This window comes from Reyranella sp. GW821-FHT14A01 (assembly GCF_058803965.1).
Genome location: NZ_JBXAPM010000012.1, coordinates 117,723 through 138,827, shown reverse-complemented (window position 1 = coordinate 138,827; position 21,105 = coordinate 117,723). Strand labels below are relative to the sequence as shown.

The window sequence follows — 21,105 nt, the reverse complement described above, 5'->3', positions numbered from 1 at the left end:
CTGAAATTTCAATGCAATTGAAATTAACTAGGTGGCGACCACGCGGTTGTCGCCGCCGATTGCTTCGAGATTGAAGGCCGCGGCGATGAGCGCCTGCGTGTAAGGCGTCTGTGGCGCTTCGAAAATCCGGCTGGCCGGTCCGCGCTCGACGACCTTGCCGTGACGCAGGACGACGACCTCGTCGGCCAGCGCGCGCACGACCTTCAGGTCGTGGCTGATGAAGAGGTATGCAAGCTTGTGCCGCTGCTGCAGGTCGCGCAGCAGGTCGACGATCTGGGCCTGCACGCTCATGTCGAGCGCCGAGGTCGGTTCGTCGAGCACGATCAGGCGCGGCTTCAGGACCAAGGCGCGGGCGATCGAGATGCGCTGGCGCTGGCCGCCGGAGAATTCATGCGGATAGCGATCGCGACTCGCGGGATCGAGACCGACCTCGCGCAGCACCTGTTCGATCAGGACGTTGCGCTCCTCCTTCGTGCCGATGCCGTGGACTTCCAGTCCTTCGCCCACGATCTCGCCCACCGACATGCGCGGGCTCAGCGAACTGAACGGGTCCTGGAAGACGATCTGCATCTCGCGGCGCATCGGCCGCAGCTCGCGCTGGCCGAGCCCCTGCAGGTCGCGGCCGTCGAACCGGATGCCGCCCTCGCTGCGCTCCAGTCGCAGCAAGGCGAGGCCCAGCGTCGTCTTGCCCGATCCCGATTCGCCGACCAGGCCGATCGTGTGGCCCTCGCGCAGCGCGAGGCTGACGCCGTCGACCGCCTTCACGTGGCCGACCGTGCGGCGCATGACGCCGCGCCGGATCGGGAAATGCACCTTGAGTTCGTCGAGGCGCAGGATCTCGGGCGCCGACGGGTCGGCGGCGGCCGGCCGGCCCTTGGGTTCGGCCGAGAGCAGGTGCTGGGTGTAGCTGTGCTGCGGATTGTCGAAGACCTCGGCCACCGGGCCCTGCTCGACGATGCGGCCCTGGGTCATCACGCACACCCGGTCGGCCATCTTGCGCACGATGCCGAGGTCGTGGGTGATGAAGAGAAGCGCCATGCCGTAGCGCGCCTGCAGCGACTTCAGCAGCTTCAGGATCTGGGCCTGGATGGTGACGTCGAGCGCCGTCGTGGGCTCGTCGGCGATCAGCAGGTCGGGCTCGTTGGCGAGCGCCATCGCGATCATCACGCGTTGGCGCTGGCCGCCCGAGAGCTGGTGCGGATAGGCGTCGAGGCGGCTGGCGGCGTCGGGAATGCCGACCTGGTCGAGCAGTTCCAGCGTGCGCTTGCGGGCGGCGTCGCGCGACAGGCCCTTGTGCAGGATCAGCACCTCGTTCACCTGCCGCTCGATCGTGTGCAGCGGGTTCAGCGAGGTCATCGGCTCCTGGAAGATCATCGAGATGCGGTTGCCGCGCACCGACAGCAGATCGCGCGTCGAGGCGCCGACCAGCTCCCTGCCCTGGAAGCGGATGCTGCCCGTGGGATGGCTGGCCGCCGGATAGGGCAGGAGCTGCAGGACCGACAGCGCCGTGACCGACTTGCCGGAACCCGATTCGCCCACCAGCGCAACGGTCTCGCCGCGCCTGATGTCGAAGCTGACGCCGCGCACCGCATGCACGGCCTTGGCGCCGGCGCCGAAGTCGACGGAGAGGTCCTTGACCTCGAGCAGGATGGGATCGTCGCTCACGCCAGCACCTTGCGCGGGTTGAAGGCGTCGCGCACCGCCTCGCCGATGAACACCAGCAGGGACAGCATGAGCGCGATCACGAAGAAGCCGGTGAAGGCGAGCCAGGGGGCGGTGAGGTTGTTCTTGCCCTGCAGCAGCAGCTCGCCCAGCGAGGGTGAACCCACGGGCAGGCCGAAGCCCAGGAAGTCGAGCGACGTCAGCGTCGTGACCGAGCCCGCCAGGATGAAGGGCAGGAAGGTGAGGCTGGCCGTCATCGCATTGGGAAGGATGTGCCGGAACATGATGCGCGCATCCATCATACCCAGCGCCCGGGCCGCGCGGACATAGTCGAAGTTGCGGCCGCGCAGGAATTCGGCGCGCACCAGCCCGACCAGGGCCATCCAGCTGAACAGCAGCATGATGCCCAGCAGCACCCAGAAGCCCGGCTGGATGAAGCTCGCCAGGATGATCAGGAGGTAGAGGGTCGGCATGCTCGACCAGATCTCGAGGAAGCGCTGCATCAGCAGGTCGACCACGCCGCCGAAATAGCCCTGCACCGCGCCGGCGGCGATGCCGATCACCGTGCTGGCCACGGTGAGGGCGAGCCCGAACAGGACGGAGATGCGGAAGCCGTAGATCAGGCGGGCCATGACGTCGCGACCGCTATCGTCGGTGCCCAGCCAGTGTTGTCTCGAAGGCGGCTGCAGGGTCGTGCGGCCGTCGCCCTTCAACACCGTGTCGTAGCTGTAGGGAATGGGTGGCCAGAGGATCCAGCCCTTCTCCTCGATCAGCTTCTGCACTTCCGGGTCGGAATAGACGGTGTTGGTCGGGAAATCGCCGCCGAAGGTCGTCTCGGGATAGTCCTTCACCAGCGGCGAATAGAAGGCGCCGTCGTAGCGGATGAGAATCGGCTTGTTGTTGGCCAGCAGCTCGGCGAACAGCGAGACGAAGAACAGCAGGCCGAAGATCGCGAGCGAGATCATGCCGCGCTTGCTGGAACGGAAGGCCGCGAGGCGGCGACGGTTCATCGGGTTCATCAGCCGCGCGCCTCGAAATCAATCCGGGGATCGACCACCGTGTACATGATGTCGCCCAGGATCCCCATGACGAGGCCGATCAGGCCGAAGAAGTAGAGCGTGCCGAACATGATCGGGTAGTCGCGGTTCAGCGCCGCCTCGAAGCCCAGGAGGCCGATCCCGTCGAGCGAGAAGATCACCTCGATCAGCAGCGAGCCGGTGAACAGCACGCCGATGAAGGCCGCGGGGAAACCCGCGATCACGATCAGCATGGCGTTGCGGAAGACGTGGCCGTAGAGCACGCGACGCTCGACCAGGCCCTTGGCGCGGGCGGTCAGCACATACTGCTTGTGGATCTCCTCGAGGAAGGAGTTCTTGGTGAGGAAGGTCAGCGTCGCGAAGCCGCCGATCACCATGGCGCCGATCGGCAGCGCCATATGCCAGAAATAGTCGAGCACCTTGTCGATGGGTCCGAGCGAGCTCCAGTCGTCCGAGACCAGGCCGCGCAGGGGAAACCACTTGAAATAGCCGCCGCCGGCGAACAGCACGACGAGCAGCAGCGCGAACAGGAAGCCAGGGATGGCGTTCAGCACGATCAGTGTGGTCGAGGTCGACACGTCGAAGCGCGAACCGTCGCGCACCGCCTTTGCGATGCCGAGCGGGATCGACACGAAATAGATCAGCAGCGTGGTCCAAAGGCCGAGCGAGATCGACACCGGCATCTTGTCGATGATGAGGTCGACAACCCGCTTGTTGCGGAAGAAGCTCTCGCCGAAATCGAAGACCAGGTAGTTCTTCATCATCAGCACGAAGCGCTCGCCGAGCGGCTTGTCGAAACCGTACATCTTCTCGATACGCTCGATCAGCTCGCGCGGCAGGCCGCGGGCGCCGCGATAGGTGCCGCTCGACGAGTCCGAGCCGCCCTTGCGAATTGTCTCGCCGCCGCTCGAACTGCCCGAGAAGCGCTCCGTGGCGTCGACCGCGGTGCCCTGGATCTGGGACAGCATCTGCTCGACCGGACCGCCGGGAGCGGCCTGGATGATGAAGAAGTTGATCACCATGATGCCGAACAGGGTCGGCACCACCAGCATGAGACGGCGCAGTATGTAGGCGATCATGGATTGGCCGGACGCCTACTTCCTCTCGCGCTGCAGGGCGCGGTCCTTGGCCTCGTCGATCCACCAGGTATCGAAGGCGACCGGGGCATACTTCGCGCTCTTGGCCGGCCGGTCGAACCGGTTCCAGTAGGCGACGTAGGCGGTGTTGCTGTGCCAGTTGGGCACGACGAAGCTGCTCCACAACAGCACGCGGTCGAGCGCGCGCGTGACGTTGATCAGGCTCTCGCGGTCGGGCGCGGCGATCAGGGTCTCGATCAGCTGGTCGATCGCGGCATCCTTGATGCCGAGCGTGTTGCGGCTGCCCTTGCTGTCGGCGGCCTTCGAGCCCCAGAAGTCGCGCTGCTCGTTGCCGGGCGAGAGCGACTGGCCGAAGCCGTCGACCATCATGTCGTAGTCGAAATCGTCCTCGCGGCGCTTGAACTGCGCGGTGTCGACGGTGCGCACGTTCATGTCGATGCCGATGCGCTCGAGGTTCTGCTTGTAGGGCAGCACGACCCTCTCGAAGCTGGCGTCGTTCAGGAGCATCTCGAAGGCGAGCTTCTTGCCCGTCTTCGTCTCCGTCATCTTGCCGTCCTTGATCTCCCAGCCGGCCTCCTTGAGGAGGGCGAGCGCGCGGCGCGCCAGGTCGCGGACGTTGCCGGTGCCGTCGGTCTCCGGCAGCTTGAATTCCTTGGTGAAGACTTCCTCGGGAATCTTGCCGCGCAGCGGCTCGAGATACTTCAGCTCGGCAGGCGTGGGCAGGCCCGACGAGGCGAGCTCGGAATTGCCGAAGAACGAGATGTTCCGCTTGTACATGCCGTAGAACAGGTTCTTGTTCGCCCACGCGAAGTCGAACATCGTGGCGACCGCCTCACGCACGCGCTTGTCCTTGAAATAGTCGCGGCGCGTGTTGAAGGCGAAGCACTGCATGCCGGTCGGCAATTCGTGCGGGATCTCGGCGCGCTGGATGCGGCCGTCGCGCACCGCCGGGATGTCGTAGGCGGTCGCCCAGTTGCGCGCGATGTTCTCCTGGCGCATGTCGAGATCGCCGGCCTTGAAGGCCTCGAACTGCACGGTGACGTCGCGGTAATACTCATAGCGGATCACCTCGAAATTGTTCCGCCCGCGATTCATCCAGAGGTCCCTCGCCCACCAGTCGTCGACGCGGCGATAGGCGATGGAACGGCCGACATCGAAGGAATCGACCTTGTAGGGGCCGCTGCCCAGTGCGGGCTCGAGCGACACCTTCTCGAAGTCGCGGCCGGCCCACCACTTGGACGGCAGGATCGGGAGTTGCCCGATGATGAGCGGCAGTTCCTTGTTGGTGTCGTCGCGGAAGGTGAACTTCACCTTGCGGTCGCCGACCTTCTCCGCCTTGAGCACGTCGTTGTAATAGAAGGCGTAGTTCGGCAGGCCCTTCGTCTTCAGGATGTCGAGCGAGAAGATCACGTCCTCGACCGTGATCGGGCTGCCGTCGTGCCAGCGCGCCTGCGGCCGCAGGGTGAAGGCTGCCCATGACCGGTCCTCGGGCCATTCGATGGTCTCGGCGATCAACCCGTATTCGGTCGAGGCCTCGTCGCGCGAGTTCCAGCAGAGCGTATCCCAGAGCTGGCTGATGCCGGCCGCCGGAACGCTCTTGATGATGAAGGGATGCAGCGAATCGAAGGTGCCGCGGGCGCCCAGCCGGACGGTGCCGCCCTTGGGGGCATTCGGGTTCAGATAGTCCGGCGGGCCGGAATCTGCCTTATATTTAGGCTCTCCATGCATGGCGAAGCCGTGGCTCACATGGATCGTACCCGGATCGGGCTTGGGGGCCGGGGGAGTCTGGGCCCGCAGAATCGCCGGGGCGCCGACCCAAAGGGCCGCTCCGCCCGCCAATACGCTGCGCCGTCTGATCGCCATGCGATGCGCTCCCCAGCCTGTCTGACCTCGTTTCATATATAGCGCGGTGGAGTTGGGCCGCACTATGGCCGGGGGGTTACATCGGGGTCAGCTTTCCAGCCGTTGGAACGGCCTCGCCTGACAAATCGTCATGCGAATACTCGCGTCTGCTTGTTTGACTTCGCCCGTTCCAGCGCTCAGTTTTCGCCCATGGTCGATACGACAGATTTTGCGCCGGAATACGACGCGCCGCTCGAATACATGCGCCGCACCCGCGAGTATTATCTCGCGCTGGGCTACGACAATCCCTATCGCTGGGCGCACTACACCGACGCGCCGTTCACGCCGCTCACGAAGCCGCTGAAGGACAGCACCCTGGCGCTGATCTCGACCGCGGCCCCCTACCAGCCCGACAAGGGCGACCAGGGTCCCGGCGCGCTCTACAACGCCGGCGCCAAGTTCTACTCGGTCTATTCGGGCGATACCGCCCAGGACCACGACACCCGCATCTCCCACATCGGCTACGACCGCAAGCACACGACGGCGAAGGACAGCAACACCTGGTTCCCGCTGCCGCTGATGCGCGAGTTCGCAAGCCAGGGCCGCTTCAAGCTGGCCCCGCGCTTCCATGGCGCGCCGACCAACCGCAGCCAGCGCGTCACGCTGGAAACCGATGCGCCGGAAATCCTCGCGCGCTGCCGCCAGGACCAGGTCGACGCCGCGCTGCTTGTCCCTACGTGACCCGTCTGTCACCAGACCGTGAGTCTGGTCGCACGATATCTTGAACGGAACGGCATCCCCACCGTGGTGATGGGGGCGGCGAAGGACATCGTCGAATGGGCGGGCGTGCCCCGCTTCCTGTACAGCGATTTCCCGCTCGGCAATTCCTGCGGCAAGCCGCACGAACCGGATACCCAGCGCTTCACGCTCGATCTGGCGCTGAAGGTCCTCGAAAGCTCGATCGGCCCGCGCACGACGGTCCAGTCGCCGCTGCGCTGGAACGAGGACGGGGACTGGAAGAACGACTACAACAACCTCGAGCGCATGCCTCCGGAAGAAGTCGCCAAGCGGCGCGCCGAATTCGACAAGGTGAAGCAGGTCGCGCTCAGCCAGCGCAAGCAGGCGGGTGTGGCGTAGGAGTGACATGAGCAAGCCGTTTGCGGGCGTAAAGGTCGTCGATTTCACGCGCGTGCTGGCAGGGCCCTACAGCTCCTACCAGCTCGCTCTGCTCGGCGCGGATGTGGTGAAGATCGAGTCGCGCGAAGGCGACGACATGCGCTTCGGCACCCGGTCCAACGACTGGGAGAAGCGCGGCCTGGCGGCGCCCTGGGTCGCGGTGAACGGCAACAAGCGTTCGATCACGCTCGACCTCAAGCAGCCCAAGGCGATCGAGGTCATCAAGCGCCTGGTCGAGACGGCCGACGTCGTCGTCGAGAACTTTCGTCCCGGCGTCATGGACAAGCTCGGCATCGGCTACGAGACGCTGAAGAAGATCAATCCCAAGCTGATCTACTGCGCCGTGTCGGGCTTCGGTCAGGTCGGGCCTGACTCCAAGACGGCGGCCTTCGACGGCATGATCCAGGCCATGTCCGGCCTGATGTCGATCACCGGCTTCGAGAACAACGGCCCGACGAGGGTGGGCTTCGCCGGCGCCGACGTGATGTCGGGTGCGACGGCAGCACTGGGCATCGCCTCGGCGCTCTACCAGCGCACCCATACCGGCAGGGGCCAGCTCGTCGACGTCGCCATGATCGACTCGGTGATGGGCTATCTCGCGCAACAGTTCACCGAGCACATGATGACCGGCCGCGTGCACGGCCAGGCCGCCAACCTGTCGGTGACGCGCAAGCCCACGGGCAATCTCTTCAAGACCAGGGACGGCTGGATCGTGCTGGCCGTCATGACCGATCCGCAGTTCAAGCGCCTGATGAAGGTGCTGGGCCGCGAGGATGCACTGGACGATCCGCGCTTCGTCGACTGGGCGACGCGCATCGCCAACAATACCGCCCTGCACGAGATCGTCGAAGGGGCGATGAAGACCGAGGAGTCCGGCACCTGGATCGAGCGCTTCGCCAAGGCCGACGTGCCGGCCGGCCGCGTGCATTCGATCCCGGAGACCGCGCAGCTCGACCTCTTCAAGCATCGCACGGTGCTGCAGACGGTCGAGACCGAGCATGGCCCGATCAAGGTCGTCGGCTCCGGCTTCCGGCTGGAGCATGGCGGCGGCTCGATCGACCGCCCGCCGGCGACGCTCGGCCAGCACACCGACGAGGTGCTGAAGGAAGCGGGTTATTCCGCCGCCGAGATCGCCGAGATGCGCGACGGCAAGGTCGTCTAAGGCCGAGCGAAGCTCGGCCTTCCGAAGCGAAAGCCTCTAGTGCGTTGATTCCTGGCGCAGGCGCGGGCCCTTCCAGGTCAGCTCGTAGTTGAGCTGAATGCGATACTCCGTAAACGAAGTGAGCGTGCGTCCCTGGTACTGCTCGACGAAGGCGACCCGGTTGCGCAGGTTGAACGGCTTCAGCCAATCGGGCGCGTCCGTCATGGCGTCGCCCCTGACGGCCAGCTCAAAATTGTATTCCCAGTTGGTCGCCACACCGAGCCCCGTGGCGGGATTGACGGCGTTGCTGCCATTGGTTGCCGACCCGATCAAAACAAAGCCCGGCAGGCCGGCCCCCTTGAAATCGTAGCTGAGGCCGAAGGTCACTGCCATTTCACCGGCCCGGTTGAAGTCCAGCACTTGCATCTTGTTGTAGCCAATGAAGATGCCATAGGGCGAACGCCAGTTGGCCGCTGAGCCGACCTGCGTGTAGGACAAGCGGAAGGCCAACGGACCCCAGAAAGCGTCGGCGCGGAAGCCTCCCCAGAAGGTGCTGAAGGGCTGGCCGGTGAGGAGATTCATGCCGTTGCTGCCCTGGGCGGCGAACTGCGCGGCGAGCGAGATCTTGAGGTCGTCGTTCACCTTGATTATGCCGCCGACATCGCCATAGCTCGACCACAGGACGTCCGGGACATAATAGGTCGACGCGCGGACCTGGATATCGTTCATGCTGCCGTACTTCGCGCTGAACAGGGCCATGCCCTTGTTCACGTTCGGCGCGCCGGCCGCTTCGCCCATATTGATGAAGGCTGAGTAGTCGCGCGGCTTCATGGCGGCGACGTAGCCCGCGAAGTAGTTGACCGGCCCGAGGACGCCACGCATCGCATACGCTTCGAAGGTCTGCGGTATTTCGCGGTCGTCGCGCGGATTCACTTCGAGTTCATCGATGTATTGGCGGAACACGGTGGCGGTCTGTTTCTGCCAGCGGACCGAGGCGTAGGCCTGGCCGAGGGTGAAGTAGCCGTATCCACCCGGCTTGAGCAGCGACGTGCCGTCGGAGGTGGTGTACTGGCCCTGCGGCGCCCAGACCGGTTGTGTCGTGTAGCCAACGGCGCCGAGCTGGAGGGTGTCATAGAACCAGCCGGTCTGCAGGCCGACCCAACCGCCGGTGACGGCAGCCGCCGCGTTGGGAGGCGTCTGGTTTTGGTTTCTATCGAACAGGTAGCTGCGCAGGTGCAGGACGGCCGTCGCTTCATCGTAGAGGAAGCGCTGTAATTCCGCCTTGAGGCCAGTGGCCGGTGGTTCTGCAGCTTCTGTGCGATCCTGGGCGTATGCCGGCGCGAGCGGCGCCCCGGTGAGCAAAGCCATAACAAGCCAGCCAGTCACCCTGGTGGACAGTGGTGCTCGCAACATTGGCTACTCCCCCGCTCTTGCGGGTCGAGGCTTAAAGAGGGGCCGTTAAGGAATTGCGCCAGGCAGGCGACAGTTTGCGAACGCGTGCTTGAGATCGAAATCCCGGCGCACTAGGCTCATCCCGTCCAAGGGGGGTCCCGCAAGGGGCTGAGATACCGATGGTCGCCAGTCCCAACTGGCGTCGGCGCGGTGACCCTTTGAACCTGATCCGGGTCATGCCGGCGAAGGGAATGGATACATCCTTTGCACGACAACACCGGATCTCCGTCTGCCAACCAGCCACGGGAGATCCATCATGGACACCATCGTCACCACACCAGCTCCGACCGTCACGACGGGGCCGCTGCCTGCATCACGCAAGGTCTACGCAACGCCTGAAGCAGCGCCCGACCTGCGCGTTCCCCTGCGCGAGATCGAGCTCTCGTCGCCATCCGAACCGCCGGTGCGTGTCTACGACACGACCGGTCCCTACACAGACACTGATGTCGCGATCGACGTGCGCAAGGGTCTCGCCCCGACGCGGCGTGCCTGGGTCCTCGAGCGCGGCGGCGTCGAGGAATATGCCGGCCGCGCCATCCAGCCGATCGACAACGGCAACGTGAAGGAATCGGTGCTGCGACCGTTTCCGCATACGCCGCGGCCCTTGCGTGGTCTCGACGGCAAGCCGATCACCCAGTTCGAATGGGCGCGCGCGGGCGTCATCACCAAGGAAATGATCTATGTCGCGGCCCGCGAGAATCTCGGCCGCAAGACCGTGCTCGACGAGGCCGAGGCGCGTCTGGCCGACGGCGAGAGCTTTGGTGCTGCACTGCCGGCGTTCATCACGCCGGAGTTCGTCCGCCAGGAAATCGCCGCCGGTCGCGCCATTATCCCGGCCAACATCAACCACACGGAACTGGAGCCGATGATCATCGGCCGGAACTTCCTGGTGAAGATCAACGCCAATATCGGCAACTCCGCCGTCTCCTCCTCGATGGAGGAAGAGGTCGAGAAGATGGTGTGGTCGATCCGCTGGGGCGCCGACACCGTCATGGACCTGTCGACGGGCCGCAACATCCATGACACGCGCGAATGGATCGTGCGCAACGCGCCGGTGCCGATCGGCACGGTGCCGATCTACCAGGCGCTCGAAAAGGTCGGCGGCGATCCGACGAAACTGTCATGGGAAGTCTTCCGCGACACGCTGATCGAGCAGGCCGAGCAGGGCGTCGACTACTTCACCATCCATGCCGGCGTGCGCCTGGCGCATGTGCCGCTGACCGCCAGCCGGGTCACCGGCATCGTCAGCCGCGGCGGCTCGATGATGGCGCAGTGGTGCCTCACCGAGCATCGCGAGAGCTTCCTCTACGAACATTTCGGCGACATCTGCGACATCATGCGCAAGTACGACGTCTCCTTCTCGCTGGGCGACGGATTGCGCCCGGGCTGCAACGCCGATGCCAACGACGCCGCGCAGTTCGCCGAGCTGGAGACCCTGGGCGAGCTCACCAAGGTCGCCTGGGACAAAGGCTGCCAGGTCATGATCGAGGGGCCGGGCCATGTGCCCATGCACAAGATCAAGGCCAACATGGACAAGCAGCTTCGCGAATGCGGCGAGGCGCCGTTCTATACGCTGGGGCCGCTCGTGACCGACATCGCGCCGGGCTACGACCACATCACCTCGGGTATCGGCGCCGCCATGATCGGCTGGTTCGGCACCGCGATGCTTTGTTACGTGACGCCCAAGGAACATCTCGGCCTGCCGGACCGCGACGATGTGAAGGTGGGCGTCATCACCTACAAGATCGCGGCCCATGCCGCCGACCTGGCGAAAGGCCATCCGGCCGCCCGCCTGCGCGACGATGCGCTGTCCCGGGCGCGCTTCGACTTCCGCTGGCGCGACCAGTTCAACCTGTCGCTCGATCCCGCCACGGCCGAGAAGTTCCACGACGAGACGATGCCCAAGGAGGCCCACAAGACGGCGCATTTCTGCTCGATGTGCGGGCCGAAGTTCTGCTCCATGCGCATCACCCAGGACATCAGGGACTATGCGAAGAAGGGCATGGACGAGATGAGCGCCAAGTTCCGGGCCGGCGGCGGCAGTCTCTATGTCGAGGGCAAACTTACGGACTGATAATCTTTATCAGGCGTCTGAGGGGTCTTTTTGGCCTCTCGGACGTTGAGTGCCCGGTTAGGTGGGCGCCTGCCTTGCGTCCGCCATTTCCGTGGGGGAGACTCCACCAGTTCAGTTCGTATGTGTAACGAGCTGTCTTTCTGGGGTGTATGGGACGAATGACACGGCTGCGAACCCTTCTCGGGATCGGTTTCGGGCTGGCCATCGTGGCTGGCGCGGGCTGGTACATTTCGCAGTCCGGTACTGCACCCCCGCCCCGTCAGGGGGCTGGCCGTTTTGCCGCGGGCGCGGCCGTCCCCGTGGGACTGGCCACGGCCAGCAAGGGCGATATTCCGATCGTGCTGCGGGCCCTGGGCACGGTGACGCCGCTGCAGACCGTCAACGTGAAGACCCAGATCACCGGCCAGCTCGTCGACGTCTATTTCAAGGAAGGCCAGATGGTGAAGCAGGGCGACCTGCTGGCCCTGGTCGATTCGCGGCCCTATGACGTCGCCCTGCAGCAGGTCCTCGGTCAGCAGCAGCGTGACGAAGCCCTTCTCAAGAACGCCCAGGCGGACCTCGAACGCTATCGCAAGCTCGTCCAGCAGGATTCGATCGCGCGGCAGCAATACGACACCCAGGTCTCGCTGGTGCGCCAGTACGAGGCGGCTTTGGTCGTCGACCAGGCGCAGGTCGATGCCGCCAAGCTCAATGTCACCTATACGCGGATCGTGGCACCGCTCACCGGCAGGATCGGCCTGCGCATGGTCGACAAGGGCAACTACGTCACCATGGGCGATGCCAGCAGCATCTGCGTCATCATCCAGGTGCAGCCGATCTCGGTCCTTTTCACGATCCCCGAGGATTCCCTGCCGCTGGTGCGGCAACGCCTGAAGACCGGCGAGAACCTCGAAGTGCGCGTGCTCGACCGCTCGCAGAAGGTCGAACTGGGCGTCGGCCGCCTCGACACGACCGACAACGTGATCGACCTGACGACCGGCACGGTGAAGCTGCGCGCGATCTTCGACAACACCGACGAATCGCTGTTTCCCAACCAGTTCGTGAACGTCCGCCTGCTGGCCGACACGGTGAAGGACGCCGTCGTCGTGCCGGTCGCCGCCATCCAGCGCGGCCAGCCCGGCACCTTCGTCTACCTCGCGAAGGCCGACGATTCGGTGGAGATTCGCGTCGTCGAGCTGGGCGCCACCGACGGTGACAAGGTGGCGATCCTCAAGGGCCTGCAGGTCGGCGACCAGGTCGTGATCGACGGCGTCGACCGCCTGCGCGACGGTGCCAAGATCCGCCGCCCGACGCCCACGCCGCGTGCCTCGGCCGGACCGCCGGTCGCCAACGCACCGCCCGACGCCCAGACTCCTCCGGTGGAGGGGCAGCGCCGGCGGCAACAGGCCAACGGTGGTGCCGGCGGCGGGGGCGGGCCCAATCCCGGCCGGCCGGCGACACAGACCAACCAGTAACCCGGCCGCGACATGAATCCGTCGCGGATCTTCATCGAACGGCCGGTCGCAACCTCGTTGCTGATGGTCGCGATCATGCTCGTCGGCATCATCGCCTATCGCTTCCTGCCGCTGTCGGCCCTGCCGCAGGTCGACTATCCGACGATCCGTGTCCTGACCCTCTATCCGGGCGCCAGCCCGGAGGTTATGACGACCTCGGTGACGGCGCCGCTGGAGCGCCAGTTCGGCCAGATGCCGGGCCTCAACCAGATGACGTCGACCAGCTCGGCCGGCGCCTCGTCGATCACCCTGCAGTTCGATCTCAAGCTCGGCATCGACATAGCCGAGCAGCAGGTCCAGGCCGCCATCAACGCCGCCGGCAACCTGCTGCCCGGCGACCTGCCGGCGCCGCCCACCTACGCCAAGTTCAATCCGGCCGATGCGCCGGTGCTGACCTTGGCCGTCACGTCGAAAACCGAGCCGCTCACCAAGGTCCACGATCTGGTGGATACGCGGCTGGCCCAAAAGATCTCGCAGCTTCCCGGCGTCGGCCTGGTGAGCCTCGAGGGCGGCCAGAAACCCGGCGTGCGCATCCGCGCCAACCCGACCGCGCTGGCTGCCTACGGCCTCAACGTCGATGACCTGCGCACGACCATCTCCAACGCCAACGTCAACACGCCCAAGGGCAATTTCGACGGGCCGGCGCGCGCGCTCACCATCAACGCCAATGACCAGATCACCGATCCCGACACCTTCCGCGACATCGTCGTGGCTTATCGCAACGGCGCGCCGGTGCGCATCCGCGACGTGGCGACGGTCGAGGAGGGCCAGGAGAACAACCGCATCGCTGCCTGGGTGAACAACACCCAGGCGGTGATTGTGAACGTCCAGCGCCAGCCCGGCGCCAACGTCATCGAGGTGGTGGATCGCATCAAGGAACTGCTGCCGACCCTGCGCGAGACCCTGCCCAATTCGCTGGACATCGCCGTCCTCACCGACCGCACGATCACCATCCGCGCCTCGGTGCACGACGTGCAGATCGAGCTGAGCTTCGCGGTCGTGCTGGTCGTGGCGGTCATCTTCGCCTTCCTGGGGGACGCACGGGCGACGCTCATTCCCAGCCTGTCGGTGCCGCTATCGCTCATCGGCACTCTGGCGGTGATGTACCTGGCGGATTTCAGCCTCAACAACCTGTCGATCATGGCGCTCACCATCGCCACCGGCTTCGTGGTCGACGACGCCATCGTCATGATCGAGAACATCGCGCGCTACATCGAGCGCGGCGAGGATCCGAAGGAAGCGGCGCTCAAGGGCTCCAAGCAGATCGCCTTCACGGTCGTGTCGCTCACCGTCTCGCTGATCGCCGTGCTGATCCCGCTGCTGTTCATGAGCGACGTGGTCGGCCGCCTGTTCAGCGAGTTCGCCGTCACCCTCTCGGTCACGATCCTGATCTCGGCGGTCGTGTCGCTCACCCTGGTGCCGATGCTGTGCGCGCAGTTCCTGCGCCAGCGGCCGCACACGCCCGGCGCCGTGCATGAGGAGGCGTCCGCCTCGGCCGAAGCCGAGATGATGGGCACGGGCTGGTTCGCCCGCCTCATCCGCTTTTACGACCGCTGCCTGATCGTGGTGTTCCGGCACCAGGCGCTCACCCTGCTGGTCGCGATCGGCACGGTGGCGCTGACGGCGTTTCTCTACATCGTCATCCCCAAGGGCTTCTTCCCGGTCCAGGACACCGGCCTGATCCAGGCCGTGACCGAGGGGCCGCAGAGCGTCTCCTTTGCCTCGATGAGCGAGCGCCAGCGGCGACTGGCCGAAGCGATCCTCAAGGATCCCGACGTCGCCAGCCTGACCTCGTTCGTCGGCGTCGACGGCACCAATCCGACGCTCAATTCGGGCCGCATGCTGATCAACCTCAAGCCGCGCGGCGAGCGCACGCTGTCGGCCACCCAGGTGATCCGCCGGCTGCAGCGCGAGACGTCGGGCATCCAGGGCATCTCGCTCTACATGCAGCCGGCCCAGGACCTCACGATCGATTCGACGGTGAGCCGCACGCAGTATCAGTTCGTCCTGGAATCGGCGGTCGCCGCCGAATTCGACACCTGGGTGCCGCGCCTGATGGACAAGCTCGAGAAGCTGCCGGAGCTCGTCGACGTGACGAGCGACCTGCAGAACAAGGGCCTGTCCATGTTCATCCGGATCGACCGGGATGCAGCGGCGCGCTTCGGCATCACGGCCGCCACGGTCGACAACGTGCTCTACGACGTGTTCGGCCAGCGCATCGTGTCGACCGTCTACACCCAGTCGAACCAGTACCGGGTCATCTACGAGGTCGAGCCCGACATGGCGCGCTCGATCGCGTCGCTCAACAATCTCTACCTGCCGGGCTCCGCGAGCGGCAAGCAGGTACCGCTGTCGGCCATCGCCACTTTCGAGGAGCGCACCGCGCCGCTCAGGCTCGACCGGTTCGGCCAGTTCCCGTCGACGACGATCTCCTTCAACCTGGCGCAGGGCTTTGCACTGGGCCAGGCGGTCGACGCCATCGTCGGCGCCCAGCGCGAGATCGGCATGCCGCGCTCGATCACGACGCATTTCCAGGGCGCGGCGCTGGCCTTCCAGAAGTCGCTCGACAGCCAGCTCCTGCTGATCCTGGCCGCCATCGTCACCGTCTACATCGTGCTGGGCGTGCTCTACGAGAGCTACATCCATCCGATCACGATCCTCTCCACCCTGCCATCGGCCGGCATCGGTGCGCTGCTGGCCTTGATGCTGGCGGGCACCGATCTCAGCATCGTGGCCATCATCGGCATCGTGCTGCTGATCGGCATCGTGAAGAAGAACGCGATCATGATGATCGACTTCGCCCTCGACGCCGAACGCAACGAGGGCAAGGCGCCCAAGGAGGCGATCCACCAGGCCTGCCTGCTGCGCTTCCGGCCGATCCTGATGACCACCGTCGCGGCCCTGGTCGGCGCCTTGCCGCTGATGCTGGGCACGGGCACCGGCTCGGAGCTTCGCCAGCCGCTCGGCCTCACCATCGTCGGCGGCCTGATCGTCAGCCAGCTCCTCACGCTGTTCACGACGCCGGTCATCTACCTTGCCTTCGACCGGCTCGGCCGCCGCATTCGCGGCGTACCGGTCGACACGCCGCTCCATCCGGTGCGGCCTGAGGCGGAAGAGAGCGGCGCGCCGTGAACCTGTCGGCGCCCTTCATCGCGCGCCCGGTCGCCACGACCTTGCTGACGATCGGGCTGGCGCTGGCCGGCCTGCTCGCCTTCTTCGGCCTGCCGGTCTCGCCGCTGCCCGCCGTCGATTTCCCGACCATCCAGGTGACGGCGAGCCTGCCCGGCGCCTCGCCCGAGACGGTGGCGACCAGCGTGACGACGCCGCTCGAGCGGCGGCTGGGCGCGATCGCGGGTGTCACCGAGATCACCTCGTCCAGCACCGTCGGCAACGCGCGCATCACCCTGCAGTTCGACCTGTCGCGCGACATCGACGGGGCGGCCCGCGACGTCCAGGCGGCGATCAGCGCCGCCCGCGCCGACATGCCGGCCGACCTGCGCAGCAATCCGCAGTATCGCAAGGTCAATCCCGCCGACGCGCCGGTGATGGTGATCGCGCTGACCTCGAACACGCTCGGCCAGGGGCGGCTGTTCGATGCCGGTTCCAATATCCTGCAGCAGAAGCTGAGCCAGGTGAGCGGCGTCGGCCAGGTGACGCTGGGCGGCAGCTCGCTTCCGGCGGTCCGGGTCGAGCTCAATCCGACGGCCCTCAACAAGTACGGCATCGGCATGGAGAGCGTGCGGGCCGCGCTCGCCGCCGCCAACGCCAATTCGCCCAAGGGCGCCATCGAGGTCGGCGACCGGCGCTTGCAGATCTATTCCAATGACCAGGCGACGGTGGCCGACGAGTATCGCTCGCTGATCATCGCCTGGCGCAACGGCGCGCCCGTCCGGCTGTCGGACGTGGCCGAAGTCCTTGATTCGACGGAGAACATCCGCAACGAGGGCCAGGCCAACGGCAAGCGCTCGGTGCTGGTCATCATCTACAAGCAGCCCAACGCCAACATCATCGAGACGGTCGACGAGATAAAGGCGCTGCTGCCCGAACTGCAGGCCTCGATGCCGAACGACGTCGAGCTGACGGTGGTGAGCGACCGCACGACGACGATCCGCGCCGCCCTCAAGGAAGTCGAGATGTCGCTGCTCATCGGCGTCCTGCTGGTGGTGCTGGTGACCTTCGCCTTCCTGCGCTCGGCCCGGGCGGGCTTCATCGCGGCGGTCACGGTACCGGTATCGCTGGTCGCCACCTTCGGCGGCATGTACCTGCTGGGCTTCAGCCTGAACAACCTGTCGCTGATGGCGATGACCATCGCCGCGGGCTTCGTGGTCGACGATGCCATCATCGTACTGGAGAACGTGACCCGCCATCTCGAGGCCGGCATGTCGCGCATCGAGGCGGCACTGAAGGGCGCGCGCGAGGTCGGCTTCACCGTCGTGTCGATGAGCATCTCGCTGATCGCCGTCTTCATCCCGATCCTGCTGATGGGCGGCATCGTCGGTCGCCTGTTCCGCGAATTCGCCGTGACCCTGTCCATCGCCATCCTGATCTCGATGGTCGTGTCGCTCACCACGACGCCGATGATGTGCGCCTATGTGCTGAAGGCGCCGGGCAAGCACAAGCCCGGCTTCTTCGCACGCCTCAGCGAGCGCGGCCTGGGCGGACTGCAGTGGGCGTATGGCCGCAGCCTGGGGTTGGTGCTCCGCCATCCGCTGCTCACCATGTTCGTCTTCCTGGCGACCGTACTGCTCAACATCCATCTCTACGTCACGATCCCCAAGGGCTTCTTCCCGCAGCAGGATACGGGGCGCCTGATGGGTGGCATCCGTGCCGACCAGAGCATCTCCTTCCAGGCGATGCGCCGGAAGTTCCGCCAATTCGTCGAGATCGTGCGGTCGGATCCGGCGATCGAAAGCGTCGCGGGCTTTACCGGCGGCGGGCAGACGAATTCCGGTTTCATCTTCGCCACCCTGAAGCCGCTCAGCGAGCGTGATGTCACCGCCGACCAGGTCATTGCCCGCCTGAGACCGAAGCTCAACCAGGTGCCCGGCGCCATGCTCTTCATGCAATCGGTGCAGGACATCCGCGTCGGCGGCCGCCAGGGCAATGCGCAATACCAGTTCACCCTGCAGGCCGATTCATTGCCCGACCTCTACACCTGGGGGCCGAAGCTCACCCAGGCGCTGCAGGCCGACACGTCGGTGATCACCGATGTCGATTCCGACCAGCAGCAGCGCGGGCTGCAACTCAACCTGACGATCGATCGCGATTCGGCGAGCCGTCTCGGCATATCGACGCGCAATATCTCGGCGACGCTCTACGACGCCTTCGGCCAGCGCCAGGTTTCGACCATCTACAATGCGCTGAACCAGTATCACGTGGTCATGGAAGTGGCGCCGCAATGGTGGGAAAGCCCGGAGTCGCTGAAGGACATCTATGTCAGCACTTCGGGCGGTGCGTTGAGCGGCACGCAGTCGACGGGCGGCATCGCCTCCACGACGACAACCCCAACGTCGACCGGCGCGGCCGGAACGGGCGCACTGACCATCGATCCGGCCCAGGCGGTGCGTAACCTGCGCACCAACCAGATCGCGGTCAGCGGCAAGAGCTCGGCCTCCACGGGCGCGGCGATCAGCACCACGCCCGACACGCTGGTGCCTTTGTCGGCGGTGACGCGCTGGGAGTACGGCACGACGCCGCTGGCCGTGAACCATCAAAGCATGTTCGTGGCCAGCACCGTCTCGTTCAATCTGGCGCCGGGCAAGACGCTGAGCGACGCCGTGCAATATGTGAACGATACGATGCGCGAGATCGGCGTGCCCTCGACCCTGCACGGATCCTTCCAGGGCACGGCGCGCGCCTTCCAGCAATCGCTCGGCAACCAGCTCGTGCTGGTGCTGGCGGCGCTGGCTGCCGTCTACATCGTGCTGGGCATCCTCTACGAGAGCTACATCCATCCCATCACGATCCTGTCGACCCTGCCGTCGGCCGGCATCGGCGCGCTGCTGGCGCTGCAATTCTCCGGCGTGGAGTTCAGCATCATCGCCATGATCGGCGTGCTGCTGCTGATCGGCATCGTGAAGAAGAACGCCATCATGATGATCGACGTGGCGCTGGAGCGCGAACGCGCCGAGGGACTCGAACCCTCTGTCGCGATCCACCAGGCGGCGCTGCTGCGCTTCCGGCCCATCCTCATGACGACCATGGCGGCGATCCTGGGCGCGCTGCCCTTGGCGCTCGGCTATGGCGACGGCGCGGAGTTGCGTCGCCCCCTCGGCATCTCGATTATCGGCGGCCTCATCGTGAGTCAGATCCTGACCCTCTACACCACACCCGTGATCTATCTTTATCTCGACCGTTTCCGCCGCCGTGACCGCGACCGGCCGAGCCGCGTCGCCCGAGCCATGGGCAGTGCCGGAGCAACGGCATGAGGCGCAGCGCGGCGCTTCTTCCCCTGCTGCTCGTCTCAGGCTGCCTCGTCGGGCCCGACTATGAGCGCCCGCCGCCGGCCAGCCCCGTGGCGCCCCAATACAAAGAGGCGGAGCTACCGTCGGGTGCGTCCTCGCTGTTCCGCCCGGCCCAGCCGAGCGACGGGGCGGATCGCGGACGGTGGTGGCAGGTCTACGGCGACCCCACGCTCGACAGCCTCGCGGCGCAGATCGACGTCTCGAACCAGAACCTCAAGATCTTCGAGGCCAACTATCGCCGGGCGCGGGCCCTGATCCGCCAGGACCAGTCGGCGCTCTATCCCAGCATCTCCGGCACCGGCTCGGCTCAGCAGACCGGCACCGGCGGCCTGCGCGGTACCGGCACCAGCACAAGCACATCGACTCTGCAGCGCTTCGATTCCACGGTCGGCCAGTTCTCGACCGGCTTTACGCTCAATTGGGAAATCGACCTCTGGGGCACGCTGCGTCGCCAGATCGAGAGCGATTCGGCGGCGGCGCAGGCGAGCGGCGGCGATCTCGCCAATGCGCGCCTGTCGGCGCAGACCGATCTCGTCACCAACTACGCCTCGCTGCGTATTTCCGACGATCGCAAGCGGCTCTATGAAGCAACCGTCGCGGCCTATCTGCGCTCGATGCAGATCGCGCAGAACCAGGTCGATGCCGGCATCGTCTCGCGGGTCGACCTCGCGCAGGCGCAGACGCAATATGAACAGACGCGCGCGCAGCTCGTGAACGAGAGCATCAACCGCGCGCTGCTAGAGCACGCGATCGCGCTGCTCGTCGGCAAAGCGCCGTCGGAGGTGACCATCGAGCCGGCCAAGACCCAGCTCACCGTGCCGACGGTCGATTCCGGCGTTCCCTCGACCCTGCTGGAGCGGCGGCCCGACATCGCCTCGGCCGAGCGCCAGATGGCGGCGGCGAATGCCCAGATCGGCGTGGCCAAGGGCGCCTTCTATCCGCAGATCTCGCTGGGAGCCACGATCGGCTTCCTGAGCGGCGGCCTGGGCTCGCTGCTGCAGCTCGGCACCGCGGCCTGGTCGGTCGGCCCGCAGATCGCCGGCACCCTGGTCGACGGCGGCGCGATGGCGGCGCAGGTCCAGGGCGCCCGCGCCAGCTACGACGCCACGGTCGCCACCTATCGCCAGACCATCCTGACGGCGTTCCAGCAGGTCGAGGATGCGCTCGCACAGCAGCGCATCCTGGTCGCGCAGGAGCGGGTGCAGCGCGCCGCCGTCGCCGCCGCGCGCGAAGCCGAGCGGCTGTCCCTCAATCAATATCTCGTCGGCACCGTGCCCTACACGACCGTGGTGCAGACACAGGCCGCCGCACTTTCGGCCGAGCAGGCCCTGCTCACCATCCGCCTCTCTCGCCTCGTCGCCAGCGCCAACCTGGTGAAGGCGCTGGGCGGCGGCTGGCGCCAAGAGGATCTGCCGCCTCCCGTGCCGATCGGCGGCCTCAACCAGCCCAATCCGGCGCCGCCCGCTTTCCCGCCGCCGACCCCGCAGAATACGTCGGCGACGCGACAGTAATCGGAAGTTGTGGTTACCGCTTTCGGGACTCGACAAGCCCGGAGGAGAAGGATTTCCTACCACGGTCGCGGCCCACAGGCCGGACCTGTCGTCCAACAGTCGGGCGTCGGCAGCCATTCCCTTTGACTGCGACGCCGGCTGCCATGACGTTGGCCG

The 21,105-nt window shown here is 65.9% G+C and carries 12 protein-coding genes and 1 riboswitch; of the genes, 7 read left to right on the top strand and 5 right to left on the bottom strand.

The window, feature by feature from the left end:
- Positions 1–27: 27 nt before the first annotated feature.
- Genes AC1ROX_RS21800 through AC1ROX_RS21785 form a run of 4 tightly spaced genes read right to left on the bottom strand, consistent with a single transcriptional unit; the run spans position 28 to position 5,659 of the window.
- Positions 28–1,665, bottom strand: a complete 1,638-nt coding sequence (locus AC1ROX_RS21800) for an ABC transporter ATP-binding protein (protein ID WP_493129040.1) — start codon at positions 1,663–1,665, stop codon at positions 28–30.
- The gene (locus AC1ROX_RS21795) at positions 1,662–2,681 is read right to left on the bottom strand and encodes an ABC transporter permease (protein ID WP_493129039.1); all 1,020 of its coding nucleotides are present in this window, start codon (positions 2,679–2,681) and stop codon (positions 1,662–1,664) included. Before AC1ROX_RS21795 ends, AC1ROX_RS21800 begins: the two co-directional genes overlap by 4 nt.
- Complete coding sequence (locus AC1ROX_RS21790; protein WP_493129037.1) at positions 2,681–3,778, bottom strand: microcin C ABC transporter permease YejB; 1,098 nt, start codon at positions 3,776–3,778, stop codon at positions 2,681–2,683. The genes AC1ROX_RS21795 and AC1ROX_RS21790 overlap by 1 nt, the downstream gene beginning before the upstream one ends.
- Before the next feature lie 15 nt (positions 3,779–3,793).
- Entirely contained in the window at positions 3,794–5,659 is a 1,866-nt protein-coding gene (locus AC1ROX_RS21785; protein WP_493129035.1) for an extracellular solute-binding protein, read from the bottom strand.
- 189 nt (positions 5,660–5,848) lie between these two features.
- On the opposite strand from AC1ROX_RS21785, the gene AC1ROX_RS21780 reads away from it, so the two are divergent.
- Positions 5,849–6,775, top strand: coding sequence for a glycine reductase (locus tag AC1ROX_RS21780; protein WP_493129033.1), 927 nt, complete (start codon positions 5,849–5,851; stop codon positions 6,773–6,775).
- 7 nt (positions 6,776–6,782) lie between these two features.
- Positions 6,783–7,976, top strand: coding sequence for a CaiB/BaiF CoA transferase family protein (locus AC1ROX_RS21775; protein WP_493129031.1), 1,194 nt, complete (start codon positions 6,783–6,785; stop codon positions 7,974–7,976).
- Between the two features lie 36 nt (positions 7,977–8,012).
- On the opposite strand, the gene AC1ROX_RS21770 is transcribed toward AC1ROX_RS21775, so the two are convergent.
- A complete protein-coding gene (locus AC1ROX_RS21770; RefSeq protein WP_493129029.1) occupies positions 8,013–9,323 on the bottom strand; it encodes an OprD family outer membrane porin in 1,311 nt (436 codons plus the stop codon).
- Between the two features lie 163 nt (positions 9,324–9,486).
- A riboswitch (TPP riboswitch) is annotated at positions 9,487–9,616 on the top strand.
- A 47-nt stretch (positions 9,617–9,663) separates the two neighbouring features.
- On the opposite strand from AC1ROX_RS21770, the gene thiC reads away from it, so the two are divergent.
- The 5 genes from thiC (at position 9,664) to AC1ROX_RS21745 (ending at position 20,949) form a co-directional block, all read left to right on the top strand.
- Positions 9,664–11,481 (top strand): phosphomethylpyrimidine synthase ThiC, encoded by a 1,818-nt coding sequence (gene thiC / locus AC1ROX_RS21765; RefSeq protein WP_493129027.1) that lies wholly within the window; start codon positions 9,664–9,666, stop codon positions 11,479–11,481.
- A 158-nt stretch (positions 11,482–11,639) separates the two neighbouring features.
- Complete coding sequence (locus AC1ROX_RS21760; RefSeq protein WP_493129025.1) at positions 11,640–12,935, top strand: MdtA/MuxA family multidrug efflux RND transporter periplasmic adaptor subunit; 1,296 nt, start codon at positions 11,640–11,642, stop codon at positions 12,933–12,935.
- Positions 12,936–12,947: 12 nt separating this feature from the next.
- Entirely contained in the window at positions 12,948–16,106 is a 3,159-nt protein-coding gene (locus tag AC1ROX_RS21755) for an MdtB/MuxB family multidrug efflux RND transporter permease subunit (RefSeq protein WP_493129023.1), read from the top strand.
- Positions 16,103–19,402: an efflux RND transporter permease subunit gene (locus AC1ROX_RS21750; RefSeq protein ID WP_493129021.1), complete on the top strand. Its 3,300-nt coding sequence runs from the start codon at positions 16,103–16,105 to the stop codon at positions 19,400–19,402. Before AC1ROX_RS21755 ends, AC1ROX_RS21750 begins: the two co-directional genes overlap by 4 nt.
- Positions 19,399–20,949, top strand: coding sequence for an efflux transporter outer membrane subunit (locus tag AC1ROX_RS21745; RefSeq protein WP_493129019.1), 1,551 nt, complete (start codon positions 19,399–19,401; stop codon positions 20,947–20,949). Before AC1ROX_RS21750 ends, AC1ROX_RS21745 begins: the two co-directional genes overlap by 4 nt.
- Positions 20,950–21,105 lie beyond the last annotated feature (156 nt).

What these genes read in the sequence shown, in the direction of transcription:
- AC1ROX_RS21745 (WP_493129019.1), top strand. Translation starts at nt 19,399, where the DNA reads ATGAGGCGCAGCGCGGCGCTTCTTCCCCTGCTGCTCGTCTCAGGCTGC.
- AC1ROX_RS21770 (WP_493129029.1), bottom strand. Translation starts at nt 9,323, where the DNA reads ATGGCTTTGCTCACCGGGGCGCCGCTCGCGCCGGCATACGCCCAGGAT.
- AC1ROX_RS21795 (WP_493129039.1), bottom strand. Translation starts at nt 2,681, where the DNA reads ATGAACCCGATGAACCGTCGCCGCCTCGCGGCCTTCCGTTCCAGCAAG.
- AC1ROX_RS21785 (WP_493129035.1), bottom strand. Translation starts at nt 5,659, where the DNA reads ATGGCGATCAGACGGCGCAGCGTATTGGCGGGCGGAGCGGCCCTTTGG.
- AC1ROX_RS21775 (WP_493129031.1), top strand. Translation starts at nt 6,783, where the DNA reads ATGAGCAAGCCGTTTGCGGGCGTAAAGGTCGTCGATTTCACGCGCGTG.
- thiC (WP_493129027.1), top strand. Translation starts at nt 9,664, where the DNA reads ATGGACACCATCGTCACCACACCAGCTCCGACCGTCACGACGGGGCCG.
- AC1ROX_RS21760 (WP_493129025.1), top strand. Translation starts at nt 11,640, where the DNA reads ATGACACGGCTGCGAACCCTTCTCGGGATCGGTTTCGGGCTGGCCATC.
- AC1ROX_RS21755 (WP_493129023.1), top strand. Translation starts at nt 12,948, where the DNA reads ATGAATCCGTCGCGGATCTTCATCGAACGGCCGGTCGCAACCTCGTTG.
- AC1ROX_RS21790 (WP_493129037.1), bottom strand. Translation starts at nt 3,778, where the DNA reads ATGATCGCCTACATACTGCGCCGTCTCATGCTGGTGGTGCCGACCCTG.